This window comes from Myxococcus faecalis, from assembly GCF_050039385.1.
Classification (GTDB): domain Bacteria; phylum Myxococcota; class Myxococcia; order Myxococcales; family Myxococcaceae; genus Myxococcus; species Myxococcus fulvus.
In genome coordinates, this window is record NZ_CP144336.1 from 3,033,357 (window position 1) to 3,051,802 (window position 18,446).

An 18,446-nucleotide genomic window follows, 5' to 3' on the forward strand; every position below is an offset into this window, starting at 1 on the left:
CGGGACTCCACTGGAAATATCGTGGTGCGGGCTCAACTCGCGGAGCGGGGCATGCTCTATTTCAGGGATGAGTGAGCATGCGTCCGCCATCGCCATCATCGGGTTGTCGCTCCGCTTTCCGGGCGCCTCTGACGCGCGGAGCTTCTGGTCCAACCTCATCTCGGGTGTCGACAGCGTCACGGTGCTGGACGCCGAGCAGCGGGCGAGGGCCGGCCATCCCTCGGAAGAGGGGTGGGTCGCGGCGGCGGGTGTCATCGAGGGCGCGGACCTCTTCGATGCGCGCTTCTTCGGCTACGCACCGCGCGAGGCCGAGCAGTTGGACCCGCAGCAGCGGCTCTTCATGGAGTGTTGCTGGGAGGCGCTCGAGGCCGCGGGCTACACCGCTCGCGCCCGGCCCCTGCACGTGGGCGTCTACGGCGGTGCGTCCCTCAGCAGCTATCTGCTGACGAACGTCCTGCCCAACATGGAGCGCCGCTCCAGCGACTGGACGGAGAGCGTCCTCGGCACGCACAGCGACTTCCTGGCGACGCGCGTGGCCTACAAGCTCAACCTCACCGGCCCCGCGATGACGGTGCAGACGGCGTGCTCCACATCGCTGACCGCCGTGCACCTCGCGTGTCAGTCGCTGCTCGCGGGCGAGTGCACGCTCGCGCTCGCCGGTGGCGCGGCCGTGCGCTCGCCGCAGTTGAGCGCCTACCCCACGCAGGAGGGTGGCATCTCCTCGCCCGACGGACACTGCCGCGCCTTCGATGCCCAGGCCGCTGGCACCGTGCCGGGCAACGGCGTGGGCGTGGTGCTGCTCAAGCGCCTGGAGGACGCGCTCGCGGATGGCAACCCCATTCGCGCGGTCATCCTCGGCTCGGCCGCCAACAACGACGGCAGCGGCAAGGCGGGGTTCACCGCGCCCTCCGTCTCCGGACAGGTCACCGCCATCGGTGATGCGCTGGCGCTCGCGGGCGTCGAGCCGGGCTCCATCTCCTATGTCGAAGCGCATGGCACGGGCACGCCACTGGGTGACCCGGTGGAGGTCACCGCCCTCAAGCAGGTCTTCGAGGGCGTGGCGCTGGGCTCCATCGGCCTGGGCTCGGTGAAGAGCAACCTGGGCCACCTCGACTCGGCGGCCGGCGTGGCGGGACTCATCAAGACCGTGCTGGCGCTGGAGCACCGCCAGCTCCCTCCCACGGTCCACTTCCGTCGGCCCAATCCGCTCCTGGGCCTCGACGACAGTCCCTTCTACGTCGTGGCCGAGCCGCGTCCGTGGAGCTCCAGCGGGCCGCGCCGCGCGGGCGTGAGCTCGTTCGGAATGGGCGGCACCAACGTGCACGTGGTGCTCGAGGAGGCCCCTGTCAGTCCCGCGTCACCTGCGTCCCGCGGGACGGAGCTGCTGCTGCTCTCCGCTCGCTCCGACGCCGCGCTGGAGCGGATGACCACCGCGCTGGCCGAGCACCTGGAGCACACCCAGGACGCGCTCGCGGACATCGCACACACGCTCCAGGTCGGACGTCACCGCTTCGAGCACCGGAGCTTCGTCACCGCGAGCACCGCGAAGGACGCGGCCGCGCGCCTGCGCGACCCGGGACAACGTCCACGCACGAGCCACGACCCGGCGGAGAAGCGTGGCGCGGTCTTCTTGTTCCCCGGCGCGGGCTCCCAGCGGGTGAACATGGGCGCGGAGCTGCTCGACGAACCCGTCTTCCGACAGGCCATCGACCGCTGCGCGGCGCTGCTCCGAGGTCCTCTCGGCGCCGACGTGCGCGACGTGATGTTCGCCCCCGCCGAGCGCTACGACACCGCGGCGCGAGAGCTGTCACGCCCCCTCTGGACCCAGGCCGCGCTGTTCACCTGCGACTGGGCGCTCGCGCAGCTGTGGCTCGCCCGAGGCGTCCAGCCCGAGGCGCTGCTCGGCCACTCCCTCGGCGAGTACGTGGCGGCGTGTGTGGCGGGCGTCTTCACGCTGGAGGAGGCACTGGAGCTCGTCACCGCGCGCGGAAGAATCATGGAGCAGCTCCCGCCCGGTGGGATGACGGCGGTCCTCGCGCCCGTGGCCCAGGTGGAGGCCCTGCTCCATCCACGACTGTCCGTGGCCGCGCTGAACACGCCCTCCGATTGTGTCATCGCCGGCGCACTGGAGGCGCTCGACGCCCTCGAGTCGGAGCTCGGCGCGCGAGGCATCGAGGCCCGACGGCTCCGGCTGGGACAGGCCGCGCACTCGTTCATGTTGGAGCCGCACCTGCCGGACTTCGCGCGCGTCGTGTCCCGCATCAAGCCGCGCGCGCCCAAGCTCCCCATCGTCTCCAGCCTCACCGGAGACTGGCTCACCGAGCGCGAGGCCGTCACCGTCGACTACTGGTGCCGGCATCTGCGAGAGACGGTGCGCTTCTCGGAGGCCCTGCACCTGCTGCTCTCGGGCAAGGAGCGAGCCTTCATCGAGGTCGGCCCCGGAACGGCCCTGTCCTCGCTCACCCGACGCCACCCGAGCCGCTCCGCCCAGCCCGTGGTCTCCACGCTGCCGTACACCTCCGAGGAGCCGACGCATCCGCTCGCGTCACTCGGCGAGGCGTGGCTCGCGGGCATCACCATCGACTGGGAGCGCTTCCGAGCGGGCGAACAGCGGCGGCGTGTCACCCTCCCCGGCTACAGCTTCGACCGCGAGCGGTACTGGATTGAACCCGTCACGGCCACTCCGCGCTCCGTGGGGCCCCGTGAAGAACCCAGGCCCGCGCCACCACGGCCCGAGGGTTCGCGCGCCGCGCCACCTCGCGACGACACGGAGGCCACGCTGCTGGAGTGCTTCCGCCTCACGTTCCACCTCGACAACATCGGCATCCACGATGACTTCTTCGCGCTGGGTGGCGACTCCCTGCTCGCCTTGCGCCTGAGCGCCCGCATCCAGGAGCGCCTCGGCGCGAAGCTGCCCTTGAAGGCCGTGCTGGAAGCCTCCACCGTCGCCCGACTCGCCGAGCGCATCAGCGGTGCTCGCCCGACACCGAAGACGAGCCCCGACTGTGTCGTCCAGCTTCAGACCGGCACGTCCTCGAAGGCCCCCCTGTTCTTCGTGCATGCCGCGGGCGGACAGGTGCTCTTCTATCGGGAGCTGGCCCGACAGCTCGCGCCCGACCGGTCCGTGTACGGATTCTCCGCCGTGGGCCTCGAGAGCGACGAGCCCTGCCTCACCACCGTGGAGCAGATGGCGGCGCACTATGTCGCCGCGCTCCGAGTCATCCGACCGACAGGCCCCTACCTGCTCATCGGCGCCTCACTGGGCGGCACCATCGTCTACGAGATGGCGCGGCGCCTGTCGGCCGAAGGCGAGGCCGTGCCCCTGTGCGCGCTCCTGGACACGCCGCCTCCTGGCTCCTTCTCCACCGAGCTCGCCGACCGGATATCCCTGCTCGCCTTCCGCGCGGGGGAGATGTTCGACCCCGCCGCGAAGTGGCCCGAGGACCTCCCCGTGGAGGAGCAGTTCCGCAGGCTCCAGGAGGAGGCGGAGCGCCAAGGTCTCGCGCCGCCCTTCGCCACCGTCGAGGACGCGCGTCGGCAGCTCGACGTGCTGCGAGCGAACTCCCGGGCCCTGAGCCTCTACACGCCACCGCGCTGGGAGGGAGGAGAGGTCCAGTACTTCCGCGCCCGACGTCCGCCCCCGGGGTTCCCTCCACACCCCGAGCTGGGCTGGCTGGACCTGGGCGCGGCGACGCGCGTGGACATCACTCCTGGCGACCACTACACGATGCTCCAGGCACCTCACGTCGAGGTGCTCGGAGCGAAGCTGGCGCGGCTGCTGCCCTAATCCGAGCCCGGCCGCTGACGCCGCTGGCGCGCGAGCCGCTGGAGTCCCTCGCGCCGGTTCTCCGCCGTCGACGGAGACTTCGGCGCCTCCTGCGTCGGGGACAGGTGCTCGGCCAGCGCTCGCACGGAGGGGAACTGGAGCAGGGACACCAACGGCACCTTGCGCGACAGCTCCGCCTCCACCTTCACCTGGAGCGTCTGCAACAGCAGCGAGTTGCCACCCAGGTCGAAGAAGTTGTCTCCCGCGCCCACGCGGTCCAGCCCCAGCACCTCCGCGATGAGTCGCGCGAGCACGGCCTCCAGTCCCTCCCGGGGCGCCACGTAGCCGCCACTGAGCTCCGGGCGACTCGACTCCGGCGCGGGGAGCGCCTTCCAGTCCGGCTTCCCGTTCGGCGTGAGGGGCAGCTCGCGCAACAGCACGAAGGCTGACGGAATCAGCGCCTCCGGGAGCGTGCGCTTCATCCACGCTCGCAGCACGTCCACCGTCAGCGTGACGTCCTCCTCGGGCACCACGTAGGCCACCAGTCGCATGTCCCCCGGAGTGTCCGCGCGGCCCATGACGACGGACGACCGCACTCCCGGGCACGTCGCGAGCGCCGCGTTCGCCTCGCCCGGCTCGATGCGCACGCCACGCACCTTCACCTGGGTATCGGCTCGACGCAGGTACTCGAGCCGTCCGTCCTCCAGCATGCGCACCACGTCGCCCGTGCGGTACAGGCGGCCTCCGTCCGCGTACGGGTCCGGGACGAAGCGCTCCGCCGTCAGGTCGGGTCGGCCCAGGTAGCCTCGCGCGAGCCCCATCCCTCCGAGATACAGCTCACCCCAGACACCGGGCGGCACCAGGTGCCCCGCCTCGTCCATCACCCTCACGACCACGTTGTGCAACGGCCGGCCAATCGTGAGCCGGGCGCCCGCGAAGCACTCACCCCAGGTGCCGCACACCGTCCCTTCCGTGGGGCCATAGCCGTTGACGAAGCGACGCCCGGGGCTCCAGCGCGCCACCAACTCCGCGTTGCACGCCTCGCCCGCGGAGAGCAGGACCCGAAGCGCGGGCAACTCCACCACCGGGGACACCGCGAGCACGGAGGGCGGGAGGATCGTCACCGTGATTCGCTCCCGCGCGAGGAGCTCCGTCAACGGGCTGCCGGGTGACATCTGCTCGCGACGCGCCAGGCACAACGTCGCCCCGTTCAACAACGTGGGGATGAGCTCCGCCACCGAGCCATCGAAGCTCACGGGCGCGAACTGCAACACGCGGTCTCCTGGCCCCAGCCCTCCGAGCACCGTGGGGAAGGACCGCGCCAGATTCGCCGCGCCGCGGTGCTCCAGGAGCGTGCCCTTCGGGCGGCCCGTGCTGCCGGACGTGTAGATGACATACGCGAGGTTTCGCGCCGTGACCTCGGGCGCCACCTCGCCCGCGCGGCCCTCCGGCACCACCACCCGGTCCAACAACACAGTGTCTCCCGAGTAGTCGAGCCGCGAAGCCTCTTCCGAGCGGGACACCAGCAGCCGCACTCCGGAGTCGTTCAGCAGGTAAGCGAGCCGCTCCGTCGGATGGTCGGGGTCCAGCGGCAGGTAGGCGCCTCCCGCCTTGAGGATGGCGAGCATCGCCACCACCCACTCGAAGCCCGGCCGCAGACACAGGCCCACCACCATGTCGGGCCGCACACCCCGCTCGCGCAGCAACACCGCCAACGCCTGGGAGCGCAGGTCGAGCTCCGCGTAGGACAGCCGCTGTCCGTCCATCTCCACCGCGACGCCGTCGGGCGTGCGCGCGGCCTGGGCAGAGAAGAGGCGATGCAGGCACTCGCCTTCGGAGGGTTCCGCGTGGCCTTGCTGGGTGAGCAGCTCACCGTGCGCGGCCCCGGACAGGAGCGGGAGGTCCCACAGGCGCGTCCGCGGCGCCTCCACCGCGGCCTCCATCAACCGGACCAGGTGCTCGGAGAAGCGGGCCATGGTCGAGACGTCGTACAGGTCCGCGCCGAACTCGAGGAGGCCGTCGATTCCATCGGCCGTCTCCCGCAGGCCCAGCGACAGGTCCACCTTCGCGGCCTTCAGTCCCAGGTCCAGGGGACGCTGCGTGAGTCCCTGCAGGGACAGGTCTCCGGACGGCGTGTTCAGCAGGTGGAACACCACCTGGACCACGGGCGCGCGGCTCATGTCCCGCTTCGGGCTCAGCGCCTCCACCAGCTTCTCGAACGGCGTCTCCTGGTGGCTGAACGCACCGAGCACGGACTCCTTCACGCGCCCCAACAGCTCCAGGAACGTCAGCGCCCCCGTCGCCTCCGTGCGCAGCACCAGCGTGTTCACGAAGAAGCCGATGAGTCCTTCCACCTCCTTCACCGTGCGGCCCGACACCGGCGAGCCCACGACCACGTCCCACTGTCCGGTGTAGCGCGCAAGCAGCACCTGGAACCCCGCCAGCAGCGTCATGAAGAGCGTCGTGCCCTCCTTCTGGCTCAAGCGCTTCAACTTCTCGCTCAGCTCCCGCGAGAACCGCACCGGGACGCTCGCGCCCCGGTAGCTCTGCACCGGCGGCCTCGGGCGGTCCGTCGGGACCTCCAGGTACTCCGGCGCTCCCGACAGCCGCGTCTTCCACCACGACAGCTGCTCGTCCAGCACCTCACCCTTCAACCACTCACGCTGCCAGACCGCGTAGTCGGCGTACTGCACCGGCAGCTCCGGCAGCGTCGCGGACTCCCCCCTCACGTATGCGCCATAGAGCGTCTCCAGCTCCTTCGCGAGCACACTCATGGACCAGGCGTCGGACACGATGTGGTGCACCACCAGCACCAGCACGTGCTCCCGCTCGCTCAGCTTCAACAGCGTCACGCGCAGCAGCGGGCCCGTGACGAGGTCGAACGGACGACGGCTGTCCTCCGCGCCCAGACGCAGGGCTTCCTGCTCGCGGGCCTCAAGCGTCAGCCCACTCAGGTCCACCACCGGCAGCACCAGCGCCGCGGAGGCGTGGATGTGCTGCACCGCCCCCCGTGCCTCCTGCTGGAAGGTGGTTCGCAGCGACTCGTGACGCTGGATGAGCGTGTTGAAGGCGCGCTCCAGCGCCGCGACGTCGAGGTCTCCCTCCAAACGCATCCCGAAGGCGATGTTGTAGAGCGAGCCCCCGGGCTCCAGGCGGTCCAGGAACCACAGGCGCTGCTGCGCGAAGGACTGCGGCATCCCCTCGACCCGCGTCACGGGGACGAGCTCCGGCCGCCCCGTCCCGCCTCCGCCGCGCACCAGCGACTCCAGCTTCGCGGCGAGGGCGGACACCGTGGGCGCCTCGAAGAGCAGGCGCACCGGCACGTCGCGCCCCAGCACCTTGCGCAAGCGCGAGGCCACCTGCATCACCAGCAACGAGTGTCCACCGCGCTCGAAGAAATTGTCCTCGGCGCTGATTCGCTTCACGTCCAGCAGAGGCACCCACGTCTCGATAACCAGTTCCTCCATCGCGGTCCTCGGCGCGATGAAGCCCTCCGTCATCTGACGCGACTCCCGAATCCTGGGGCGCTCGGCCTGGATGCGAGACGCGGGCTGCTTCACGGACACCTCGCGATGCCCCGGCATCGAAAGCTCGCTCAGCTTCGTCTCCGGCACTTCGACCGCGGCCTCCAGGATTGCCTGGAAGTGGTCCGCCATGCGCTCGATGGCCGCGCGGTCGAACAGGTCCGTATTGAAGACCCAGTACCCCGCCAGCCCCTCCGCGTCCTCGCGCATCGCCAGGGCGAGGTCGAACTTGGCCACCTGCGAGCCCAGGTCCAACGGTCGCTGCGTGAGCCCCGGCAAGGACAGCTCACCCACGGGCGCCGTCTGGAGCGCGAAGGACACCTGCACCAACGGCGAGCGGCGCAGGTCGCGACTCAACTGCAACGCATCCACCAGCTTCTCGAACGGGACCTCCTGGTGACCGAACGCGCCGAGCACCGACTCCCTCACCCGTCCCAGCATCTCCCGGAACGTCAGCCCTCCGGCCGCCTCCGTCCTCACCACCAGCGTGTTCACGAAGAAGCCGATGAGTCCCTCCACCTCCTTCACCGTGCGCCCCGACACCGGCGAGCCCACCACCACGTCCCACTGTCCGCTGTAGCGCGCCAGCAGCACCTGGAAGCCCGCCAGCAGCGTCATGTACAGCGTCGCGCCCTCCTGTCGGCTCAGGTGCTTCAGCTTCTCGCTCAAGGCCGGAGAGAGTCGCGCCGGCACGGCGGCGCCGCGGAAGCTCTGTACCGCGGGCCTCGGACGGTCCGTCGAGACCTCCAGGTACTCGGGGGCTCCCGTCAGCCGCTCCTTCCACCACGACAGCTGCTCCTCCAGCGCCTCGCCCTCCAGTCGCCCCCGCTGCCAGACCGCGTAGTCCGCGTACTGCACCGGCAGCTCCGGCAGCGTCGCGGCCTCGCCTCTCACGTCCGCGCCGTAGAGCGCCTCCAGCTCCTTCGTGAGCACGCCCATCGACCAGCCGTCGGCCACGATGTGGTGCACCACCAGCACCAGCACGTGCTCGTGCTCGCCCAGCTTCAGCAGCGTCACTCGCAGCAACGGCCCCGTGACGAGGTCGAACGGACGCTGCTCCTCCTGGGTCCCCAGTCGCAGCGCTTCTCGTGCTCGCTCTTCCGGGGGCAGGCCCGTCAGGTCCACCCGGGACACCTGGATGGAGGCGGCGGGGTCGATGTGCTGCACCGCGCCCTGCTCGGTCTGGCGGATGGTGGTCCGAAGAGACTCGTGGCGCCGGACCAGTTCCTGGAACGAGCGCTCCAACGCTCCGACCTCGAGCGCACCCTCCAGCGTCAGCGCCAGGGCGATGTTGTAGAGCGGGCTGTTCGGCTCCAGTCGGTCGAGGAACCACAGGCGTTGCTGGGCGAAGGAGAGCGGCGGGGCTTCGTCTCGTGTCGACTGGACGAGCACCGGGCTTCGAGGCGTCGTGCCCCCTCGGACCCATCCCTCCAGGCTCTCCGCGAGCGAGGACACGGTGGGGGACTCGAACAGCATCCGCACCGGGACCTCGACCCCCAGCGCCTCGCGCAGACGGGACGCCGCCTGCATCACCAGCAACGAGTGTCCACCCTTCTCGAAGAAGTGGTCCTCGGCGCCGATGCGCCCCACGCCCAGCAGGGGCTCCCAGACCTCCGCGACCCGCGCCTCCATCGCCGTCCTCGGCGCGATGAAGCCTTCCGCCTGGGAGCCCTGCGCCTTGCCCCGGGCGGAGATGCGCGCGCCCGTGACCTTCCGTGACGGCTCGCGATGGCCCGGCATCGGGAGCGCATTCAGCTTCGCCTCCGGCACCTCCGCCGCCACGTCCAGCAAGCGCAGGAGGTGCGCCGTCATCCGCTCCACGGTCGCCGTCTTGAACAGGTCCGTGTTGAACTCCCAGGCGCCGACCAGTCCCTCCTCGTCCTCCCGCAGGGCCAGGGCGAGGTCGAACTTGGCGGTCCTCGTTCCCAGGTCCAGCGTGCGCGCGGTGAGCCCCGGCAAGGACAGCTCACCCACGGGCGCCGTCTGGAGCGCGAAGGACACCTGCACCAACGGCGAGCGGCTCAGGTCACGGCTCAACTGCAGCGCGTCCACAAGCTTCTCGAACGGGACCTCTTGATGCGTCAGCGCTCCGAGGACGGCGTCCTTCACCCGTCCCAGCATCTCCCGGAACGTCAGCTCCTCCGCCGCCTCCGTGCGCACCACCAGCGTGTTCACGAAGAAGCCGATGAGTCCCTCCACCTCCTTCACCGTGCGCCCCGACACCGGCGAGCCCACCACCACGTCCCACTGTCCGCTGTAGCGAGCCAGCAAGACCTGGAAGCCCGCCAGCAGCGTCATGTACAGCGTCACGCCCTCCTGTCGGCTCAGGCGCTTCAGCTTCTCGCTCAGCTCCCGCGAGAATCGCACCGGAGCGCTCGCGCCTCGGTAGCTCTGCACCTTCGGTCTCGGACGGTCCGTCGGCACCTCCAGCGCCTCCGGTGCTCCAGCCAACCTCGCCCTCCACCAGGACAGCTGCTCCTCCAACACCTCCCCCCGCAACCACTCTCGCTGCCAGACGGCGTAGTCCGCGTACTGCACCGGCAGCTCCGGCAACGTCGCGGCCTCGCCTCTCACATGCGCGCCGTAGAGCGCCTCCAGTTCCTTCGTGAGCACCCCCATCGACCAGCCGTCCGCCACGATGTGGTGCACCACCAGCACCAATACGTGCTCGTGCTCGCCCAGCTTCAACAACGTCGCTCGCAGCAGCGGTCCCCTGCCCAGGTCGAACGGGCGACGTCCTTCCTCGACGGCCAGCCGCAACGCCTCCTGCTCACGACGCACCACCGACACGCCGCCCAGGTCCACCACGGGCAGCGCCACGGGGCCCGCGGCCTGGATGGACTGGACCGCGCCCTGCCCTTCCTGATGGAAGGTCGTCCTCAAGGACTCGTGGCGGCGGACCAGCGCCTCGAAGGCACGCTCCAAGGCACTGACCTCGAGCGCGCCTTCGAGTCGCAGCGCGAGCGGGATGTTGTAGAGCGGGCTGTCGGGCTCCAGGCGGTCCAGGAACCACAGGCGCTGCTGCGCGAACGATTGAGGCAAGGCGCCGATGCGCGGCACGGGCAGCAGCGCGGAACGCTCCGCTCCAGGCCCTCCACGGACCAGGGTCTCCAGGCTCCTCGCGAGCGAGGACACCGTGGGGTTCTCGAAGAGCGTCCGCACGGGGACGTCTCGCCCGAGCACGTCACGCAGCCGAGAGGCCACCTGCATCACCAGCAGCGAGTGCCCGCCCTGCTCGAAGAAGTGGGCCTCCGCGCTCACATGCTTCACGCCCAGCAGCGGCGCCCAGACGCCCGCCACCAGTTCCTCGAAGCCCGTCCGAGGCGCGATGAAACCCTCGGGCACGGAGTCGCGCGCCACACGCTCGAGCCGACGCGCCTGGATGCGCGCCACGTCCACCTTCTCCGGCACCTCGCGATGTCCCGACAGGGGCAGCGTCCCCACTCGCGCCTCGGGGTCCGCCACGGCCGCCTCCAGCACCTGCTGATAGTGCGCGGCCATCCGCTCCACGGTGGAGACCTCGAACAGGTCCGTGTTCAGCTCCCAGAAGCCCGTGAGCTCCTCCGCGTCCTCCCGGACGGAGAGCGCGAAGTCGAACTTCGCCATCCCGGGCTCGTACTTCACCTCCGACGCCTTCAGGCCTCTCAACGCGGGCAGCCGCGCCGGCCCGTTCAAGCCGAAGGCCACCTGGACCAACGGAGCCCGACTCGTGTCACGCGTCGCCTGCAGCGCCTCCACCAGCTTCTCGAACGGCACCTCCTGGTGACCGAACGCACCGAGCACCGACTCCTTCACCCGTCCCAACATCTCCCGGAACGTCAGCTCTCCCGCCGCCTCCGTCCTCACCACCAGCGTGTTCACGAAGAAGCCGATGAGTCCCTCCACCTCCTTCACCGTGCGCCCCGACACCGGTGAGCCCACCACCACGTCCCACTGTCCGCTGTAGCGCGCCAGCAGCACCTGGAAGCCCGCCAGCAGCGTCATGTACAGCGTCGCGCCCTCCTGTCGGCTCAGGCGCTTCAGCTTCTCACTCAGCTCGGAGGGCAGGCCCACCTCCACCGTCGCCCCTCGGTAGCGCTGCACCGCGGGCCTCGGCCGGTCCGTCGGCACCTCCAACACCTCGGGCGCTCCTGTCAGCCTCGCCCTCCACCAGGACAACTGTTCCTCCAGCACCTCGCCCTGCAACCGCTCGCGCTGCCAGACCGCGTAGTCCGCGTACTGCACCGGCAGCTCCGGCAGCGGCTCAGCGCTCACGCCGTAGAGCGACTCCAGCTCCTTCGCGAGCACCCCCATCGACCAGCCGTCCGCCACGATGTGGTGCACCACCAGCACCAGCACGTGCTCACGCTCGCTCGACTTCAACAGCGTCGCCCGCAGCAGCGGCCCCGCGCCCAGGTCGAACGGCTCGCGCGCGAGCTTCTCCACCGCGTCACGCAGCTCGCCCTGCACGGAGGCCACCGCGAGCCGCACCACCGCCTCGGAGGCGATGCGCTGCACCGGCTGTCCCTCCACCTCCTCGAATGTCGTCCTCAGCGACTCGTGTCGCCGCACGACCTCCGCGAGCGCCCGCTCCAACAACTCCACGTCCAGCGGGCCACTCAGGCCCACGACGAACGGCAGGTTGTACGAATACCCGCCCGCGTCGAGCTTCCCCAGGAACCACAGACGCTGCTGCGCGAACGACAGCGGCATCCCCGCGAGCCTCGGCACGCGCGACGGCACGGAGAGGCTCGCACCGGAGCCTCGCGCCGTCAGCCCCTCCAGTCGCTCCGCCAGCGCCTCCACCGTGGACGTCTCGAACAACCACCGCACCGGCACGTCACGCCCCAGTGCCTCCCGCAGTCTCGACACCACGCGCGTCGCCAGCAGCGAGTGGCCCCCCAACGCGAAGAAGTCGTCCTTCACGCCGACCCGCGCCACGCCGAGCAGCGGTGTCCAGATGCGCGCGACCAGTGACTCCATCACCGTCCGAGGACTCTGCACCTCCTCGATGCCCGGCCCCTCCTGGTCCGGCGACGGCAAGGCCCTGCGGTCCACCTTCCCGTTGGCCGTCAGCGGCAACGCCTGTAGTCGCACGAAGGCCGAGGGCACCATGAACTCGGGCAGCTTCTGCTTCAGCCAGTCGCGCACCTTCAGCGTCTCGGGCCCTTGCTGCTCGACGTAGTACGCGACCAGCCGCTTGCCGCCGGCTCCGTCCCGCACCACCACGAGCCCCTCCTTCACCGAGGGATGCGCGAGCAACGCCGCCTCCACCTCGGCCAGCTCGATGCGATAGCCCCGCACCTTCACCTGGCTGTCGCGTCGCCCCAGGAACTCCAGCACCCCGTCCGGGCGCCACCGCGCCAGGTCCCCCGTGCGGTAGAGGCGCTCTCCCGGCGCCGCGCTGAAGGGATTCGGGATGAAGCGGTCCGCCGTCACGTCGGGCTGGCGCAGATAGCCTCGGGCCAGTCCATCGCCACCGATGAACAGCTCTCCCGCCACGCCCACGGGCACCGGTTCCATCCCTTCGTCCAGGATGTAGACCTGTGTGTTGCCGATGGGCCGGCCGATGGGCACCGACGTCCCCACGTCCTCCACCCGCGTCATCCGATGCGTCGAGGTGAAGAGCGTGCTCTCCGTGGGCCCGTAGCAGGCCGTCACCGGGATGCACAGCTCCTCCAGCGAGCGCCTCACGTGGGGCGCGGACACCACGTCGCCGCCCGTCAGGAGCTGACGCACCGTCTTCAGCCCCTCCAAGCCCAGCTCCACCATCTGGCTGAACAAACCCGACGTCAGATGCAGCAGCGTCACCGAGTGACGTCGGAGCACCTCGGACAGGAGGTCCAGGTCACTCGGCGAGCGCTGCGGGAAGACCACCAACCTTCCGCCGAGACACAAGGGACCCCAGACCTCCAACGTCGACGCGTCGAAGGAGATGGGCGCGATGAGCAGGAACGTCTCCTCCGGTCCCAGCTTCGCGTAGGGCGCGCCGTACAAGAGCCGCAGCACGCCCCGGTGCTCCACCGCCACGCCCTTGGGACGGCCCGTGCTCCCGGACGTGAAGTCCACGTACGCCAGATTGCGTCCCGACACCGGCATGCGCGGCGCCGTCGCCGGCTGGCCTTCGAGCCGCTCCTCCTCCAGCAACATCAGCTCGGGACGTCCCTCCCGAGGCAGCTGCTCCAGGAGGACCCGGGTGGTGATGAGCAACCGTGGCGCCGAGTCCTCCAGCATCTGCTCCAGTCGCTTCGCCGGGTAGCTGGAGTCGAGCGGCACGTACGCGCCACCGGCCTTGAGGATGGCCAGCAGCGACACGATGAGCTCCACCGAGCGGTCCAGACACACCGCCACCAGCACGTCCACGCCGACGCCGCGCGCCCGCAGGGCCCAGGCGAGCTGATTGGCTCGTGCCTCCAACTCCCGATAGGTGAGCCGCTCGTCACCGAACTCCAGCGCCACCGCGTCGGGGCGCAGCGCCACCTGCTCCTCGAAGAGGTGGTGGACACACGCCTCACGCGGGAACTCGACCGCCGTCTGGTTCCACTCGACCAACAGCCGCGCGCGGTCCTCGGCGGGCAGCAGGGGCAGCGTCGACAGTCGGGCCTGGGGACGGGCAGACAGGTTCGACAACAGCTCCAGGAAGCACGCGGCGATTCGCTGCACCGTGGACGAATCGAAGAGGTCCGCGTTGTAGATGAACTGGCCCTCGACGCTCGCGTCGGGGGCGTCCACGAGCAACAGCTCCAGGTCGAACTTGGCGATGGTGCTCGCGAAGTCCCAGGGGCTCGCGGTGACACCGGGCAACGACAACAGCGGCGCGGCGTCCTGCAACGTGAAGAGCACCTGGAACAGCGGCGAGCGGCTCAGGTCTCGCTCCGGACGAAGGTGCTCCACCAGTCGCTCGAAGGGCACGTCCTGGTGCGCGAGCGCCCCGAGCACCGACTCCTTCGTCTGACGCAGGAACACCTCGAAGGAGCGCGCCTCATCCGGCTGCCCCCGCAGGGCCAGCGTGTTGACGAAGAAGCCCATGAGGCCCTCCGTCTCCCTCGCCGTGCGACCCGACACCGGTGAACCCACCACCACGTCCCACTGCCCGCTGTAGCGCACCAGCAGCACCTGGAAGCCCGCCAGCAGCGTCATGTACAGCGTCGCGCCTTCGCGCCGTCCCAGTTGGCGCAGGGACTCGCTCAGCTCCGCGGACAGTCGCACCGACACGCTCGCGCCCCGGTAGCCCTGCACCGGCGGCCTCGGCCTGTCCGTGGGCAGCTCCAACACCGGCGGCGCGCCCTTCAGCGCCTCGCCCCACCATGCGAGCTGCGCGGACTCCACCTCGCCCTTCAACCAGTCCTGCTGCCACGCCGAATAGTCCGCGTACTGCACCGGCAGCACAGGCAGCTCCGCCCCGACGTACAGCGACTCCAGCTCCCGCGTAAGCACGCCGAGCGACCAGCCATCCGCCACCAGATGGTGCAGCACCACCACCAGCACCTGCTCGTCCCGGCCCGCCCTCAACAGGCTCGCCCGGAGCAGCGGGCCTCGCGTCACATCGAAGGGCGACTGGACCTCGCGAACCACCTGCTCATGCACCGCCGCCTCCACGTCGACGGCGTCCTCGACGGACGTCACGCACAGGGAGATTGCCGCGTTCGGGGCGATGCGCTGCACGGGCTCTCCGCCCACCTCCACGAAGCTCGTGCGCAGCGCCTCGTGTCTGCGCACCACCTGCGTGAGGGCCTGCTCCAGGACACGCGCGTCCACCGCCCCCTGGAGCCGGACGACGAAGGGGAGGTTGTACGAGTGTCCTCCCGCATCCAACTGCGCGAGGAACCACAGCCGTCGCTGCGCGAACGACAGCGGTGGGTCCACCGGTCGGTCCCCGCGAGTCAGCGAGGGGCGCCGCGGACTCCCGCCCGCCGTCGTGCCCAGTCGCTCGGCCAGCGCCTCCACCGTGGGCGCCTCGAACAACAGTCGCACGGGGACGTCGTGGCCCAGCTCGTCCCGCAGGCGCGACACCACGCGCGTCGCCAGCAGCGAGTGTCCACCCAGCGCGAAGAAGTCATCTCGCACGCCGACACGCGGCACGCCCAGCACCTCGCGCCACACGTTCGCGAGCATCTCCTCCATCGCGGTGCGCGGCGCTTCGTGGCGCGTACCCGGCTCTTCTCGTGCTGACTCCAGCCGGGGCAATGCCCGGCGGTTCACCTTCCCGCTCGGCGTCAGCGGTAGGGCCTCCAGCGGCACCAGCACCGAGGGCACCATGTACTCGGGCAGCCGCTTCGCGAGACGACGCTTCAGCGCCTCGGCATCCCAGGCGCCCGTCGCGACGACGTAGCCCACCAGTTGCTTCCCACCCCGCTCGGAGACACGCGCCACCACCGCCGCGTCCTCCACGCCCTCCACTTCCTTCAGGGCGACCTCGACCTCGCCGGGCTCCACGCGGAAGCCACGCACCTTCACCTGCTCGTCCGAGCGCCCCTGGAGCTCCAGGTTCCCATCCGCGAGCCACCGTCCCCGGTCACCCGTGCGGTACAGGCGCCTCCCGTCTCGATGACCCTGCACCGCACTGGGGACGAAGCGCTCCGCCGTCAACTCCGGACGTCCCCAGTAGCCGTGCGCGAGGCTCCGTTCTCCCAGGTACAGCTCCCCCGTGACGCCGATGGGACACGGTTCTCCGAACGCATCCAGCACGAACACCGTCGCGAGCGTGATGGGCTTGCCCACCGGGGGGAGCGCGGGCCACGTCGACGGCGGGCCCTCCGCCCTCCAGGCCGTCACCACGTGCGACTCCGTCGGACCGTACTGGTTCTCCAGCACGCACCCGGGCAGCCGCTCGAAGAACGACACCACCGCGGGCGTCACCTGCAGCGGCTCGCCCGCCGTCACCACCTGCCTCAACGGAGGGAGCGCCGGCTCGTGCCGGGCTCGCTCGGCCAGTGACTGGAGCGCGACGTACGGCAGGAAGAGCCGCTCCACGCCATGCTCCCGCATGTGCGCGAGCAACAGGGCCGGGTCCTGCCGCGTCGTGGCCGAGACGAGCACCAGCGTCCCGCCCTCGCACCACGTGCACAGCATCTCCTGGAACGACACGTCGAAGCTCAACGCGCTGAACTGCAACGTCCGCGCGCGCGGCGCCGCCGTGCTCTCGAGCTGCCAGCGCACCAGCGTGTCCAGCGCGCCGTGGGACATCGTCACGCCCTTGGGCCGGCCCGTGCTCCCGGACGTGAAGAGGACGTAGCAGGGCGTGACGGGAGACAGCACCCACGCGGGCGCCAGCGTGGACGCCTCGGCGATTCGCTCGGCCTGCTCATCCAATCGCACCCGACGCGATGCACCCTCCGGAGGAAGCACGGCCTCCAGCGACGAGTGCGCCAGCACCACCGGCGCGCCCACGTCCTCGAGCATCCGGGCCAGTCGCTCCCGTGGGTAGCTCGCATCCAGGGGCATGCACGCAGCGCCCGCCTTCAACGTCGCCAGCACCGCCACGGGCAGGTCCAGGCTGTCCCGCTCCAAGCACAGACCCACCACGTCACCCGGGAGCACCCCCAGCGTCCGCAGGTGGTGCGCGAGCTGATTGGCCCGCGCCTCGAATCGCGCGTACGTCAACGACTCGCGTCCATCCGTCACCGCCACCGCGTGCGGCGTGCGCGCCACCTGTGCTTCCACACGCCGATGCAGCAACCAGGACGGAGACCGGTACTCCTGCCTCCAGTGACACTCCCGCACCACCGCCTGGCGCTCCTCGCCATCCAGGAGCGGCACCGTCCCCACCCGAGCCTCGGGGTTGCCCACCACGCCCTGGAGGAAGCGGACGAAGTGCCCCGCGAGCCTGCGCACCGTCGCCTCGTCGAAGAGCGCGGTGCTGTACTCCCACAGGCCCATCCAGCCGTCCGGCGTCTCGCGAACGAAGAGCGTGAGGTCGAACTTGGCCACGCCGGGCTCGAAGTCCGCGTCCCGCGACTCCAGCCCCGGCAGTCGCACCAGCGGCGGCGCGCTCTGCAGGACGAGCAGCACCTGGAACAGCGGCGAGCGGCTCAGGTCACGCACCGGCCGCAGCGCGTCCACCAGTCGCTCGAAGGGCACGTCCTGGTGCTGATACGCCCCCAGGCACGAGCGGCGCACCCGCGCGAGCAGCGACTTGAAGGACTCGTGTCCATCCACGTCCGTGCGCAGCGCGAGCGTGTTGGCGAAGAACCCGATGAGCCCCTCCACCTCGCGCCGCGTGCGCCCCGCGATGGGCGTGCCCACCACCACGTCCGGCTGGCCGCTGTGCCGCGACAGCAGCACCTGCAGGCTCGCGAGCAGCCACATGAACGGCGTCACCGACTCCTGCTTGCACCGCTCGTGCAGCGCCCGCATCAACTCCGCGGGCAGCGGCACGCCCAGCACCGCGCCTTGCGTCGACTGCACCGCGGGCCTCGGCCTGTCCGTGGGCAGCTCCAGCGCCGGCGAGGCCCCCGCCAGGTGCTCTCGCCACCATGCGAGCTGCGTCTCCAGCACCTCGCCCGTCAACCACTCCCGCTGCCACGCCGCGTGGTCCGCGTACTGCACCGTCAGCGCCGGCAGCGCGGGCTCGCGCCCCTCGACGAGCGCGCCGTACAGCTCGCGAAGCTCGCGCTCCAGCAGCGACAGCGACCACCCGTCGCACGCGATGTGGTGCAGGGTCAGCAGCAGCACGTGGTCGTCTTCGCCCAGCCGCAGGAGCCGGGCGCGCAGCATCGGTCCGGTGCCCAGGTCGAACGGACGCCTCGCCTCCTCCTCCGCGTGCCGACTCGCCTCCTCCTCCCCTTGCACCCGCTCCGCGTGCAGCGTCACCGTCGCCTCGGGCGAGATGTGCTGCACCGGCTCGCCCGCGACCTCGGCGAAGGTGGTCCGCAGCGCCTCGTGCCGGCGCACCACCTCCGTCAGCGCCCGCTCCAGCGCGGCCACGTCCAGCCGGCCCTTCAGCCGCGAGAAGAACGGCGCGTTGTAGGCGAAGCCCGAGGGGTCCAGCCGCGAGAGGAACCACATGCGGCGCTGGGCGAAGGAGAGCGGCGGCGCGCCCTCGCGGCGGACCGGCACCACGGGGGGCGGCCTGCGAGCACGGGGGCTCGCGGGCTTCGACTCATTCGCGGACATGTCGACACCTCAACTCAAGGAAGCAGATCTCGAAGACACGAAGCCCCACGACACGGACAGGT

At 70.6% G+C, this 18,446-nt stretch carries 2 protein-coding genes; one reads left to right on the forward strand and one right to left on the reverse strand.

Going from position 1 to position 18,446, the window contains the following annotated elements; translation table 11 throughout:
* Positions 1 to 67 precede the first annotated feature (67 nt).
* Positions 68 to 3,787, forward strand: a complete 3,720-nt coding sequence (locus VZQ01_RS11935) for a type I polyketide synthase (protein ID WP_426747864.1) — start codon at positions 68 to 70, stop codon at positions 3,785 to 3,787.
* Here the strand turns inward: VZQ01_RS11935 and VZQ01_RS11940 are convergent.
* Positions 3,784 to 18,384 carry a non-ribosomal peptide synthetase gene (locus VZQ01_RS11940; RefSeq protein WP_426747865.1) on the reverse strand — a complete coding sequence of 4,867 codons (14,601 nt, stop codon included), beginning with the start codon at positions 18,382 to 18,384 and terminating at the stop codon, positions 3,784 to 3,786. The genes VZQ01_RS11935 and VZQ01_RS11940 overlap by 4 nt on opposite strands.
* Positions 18,385 to 18,446: the final 62 nt, after the last annotated feature.

Excerpts from the sequence above, each read along its gene's own strand:
- VZQ01_RS11940 (WP_426747865.1), bottom strand. The coding sequence starts at position 18,384 with ATGTCCGCGAATGAGTCGAAGCCCGCGAGCCCCCGTGCTCGCAGGCCG.
- VZQ01_RS11935 (WP_426747864.1), top strand. The coding sequence starts at position 68 with ATGAGTGAGCATGCGTCCGCCATCGCCATCATCGGGTTGTCGCTCCGC.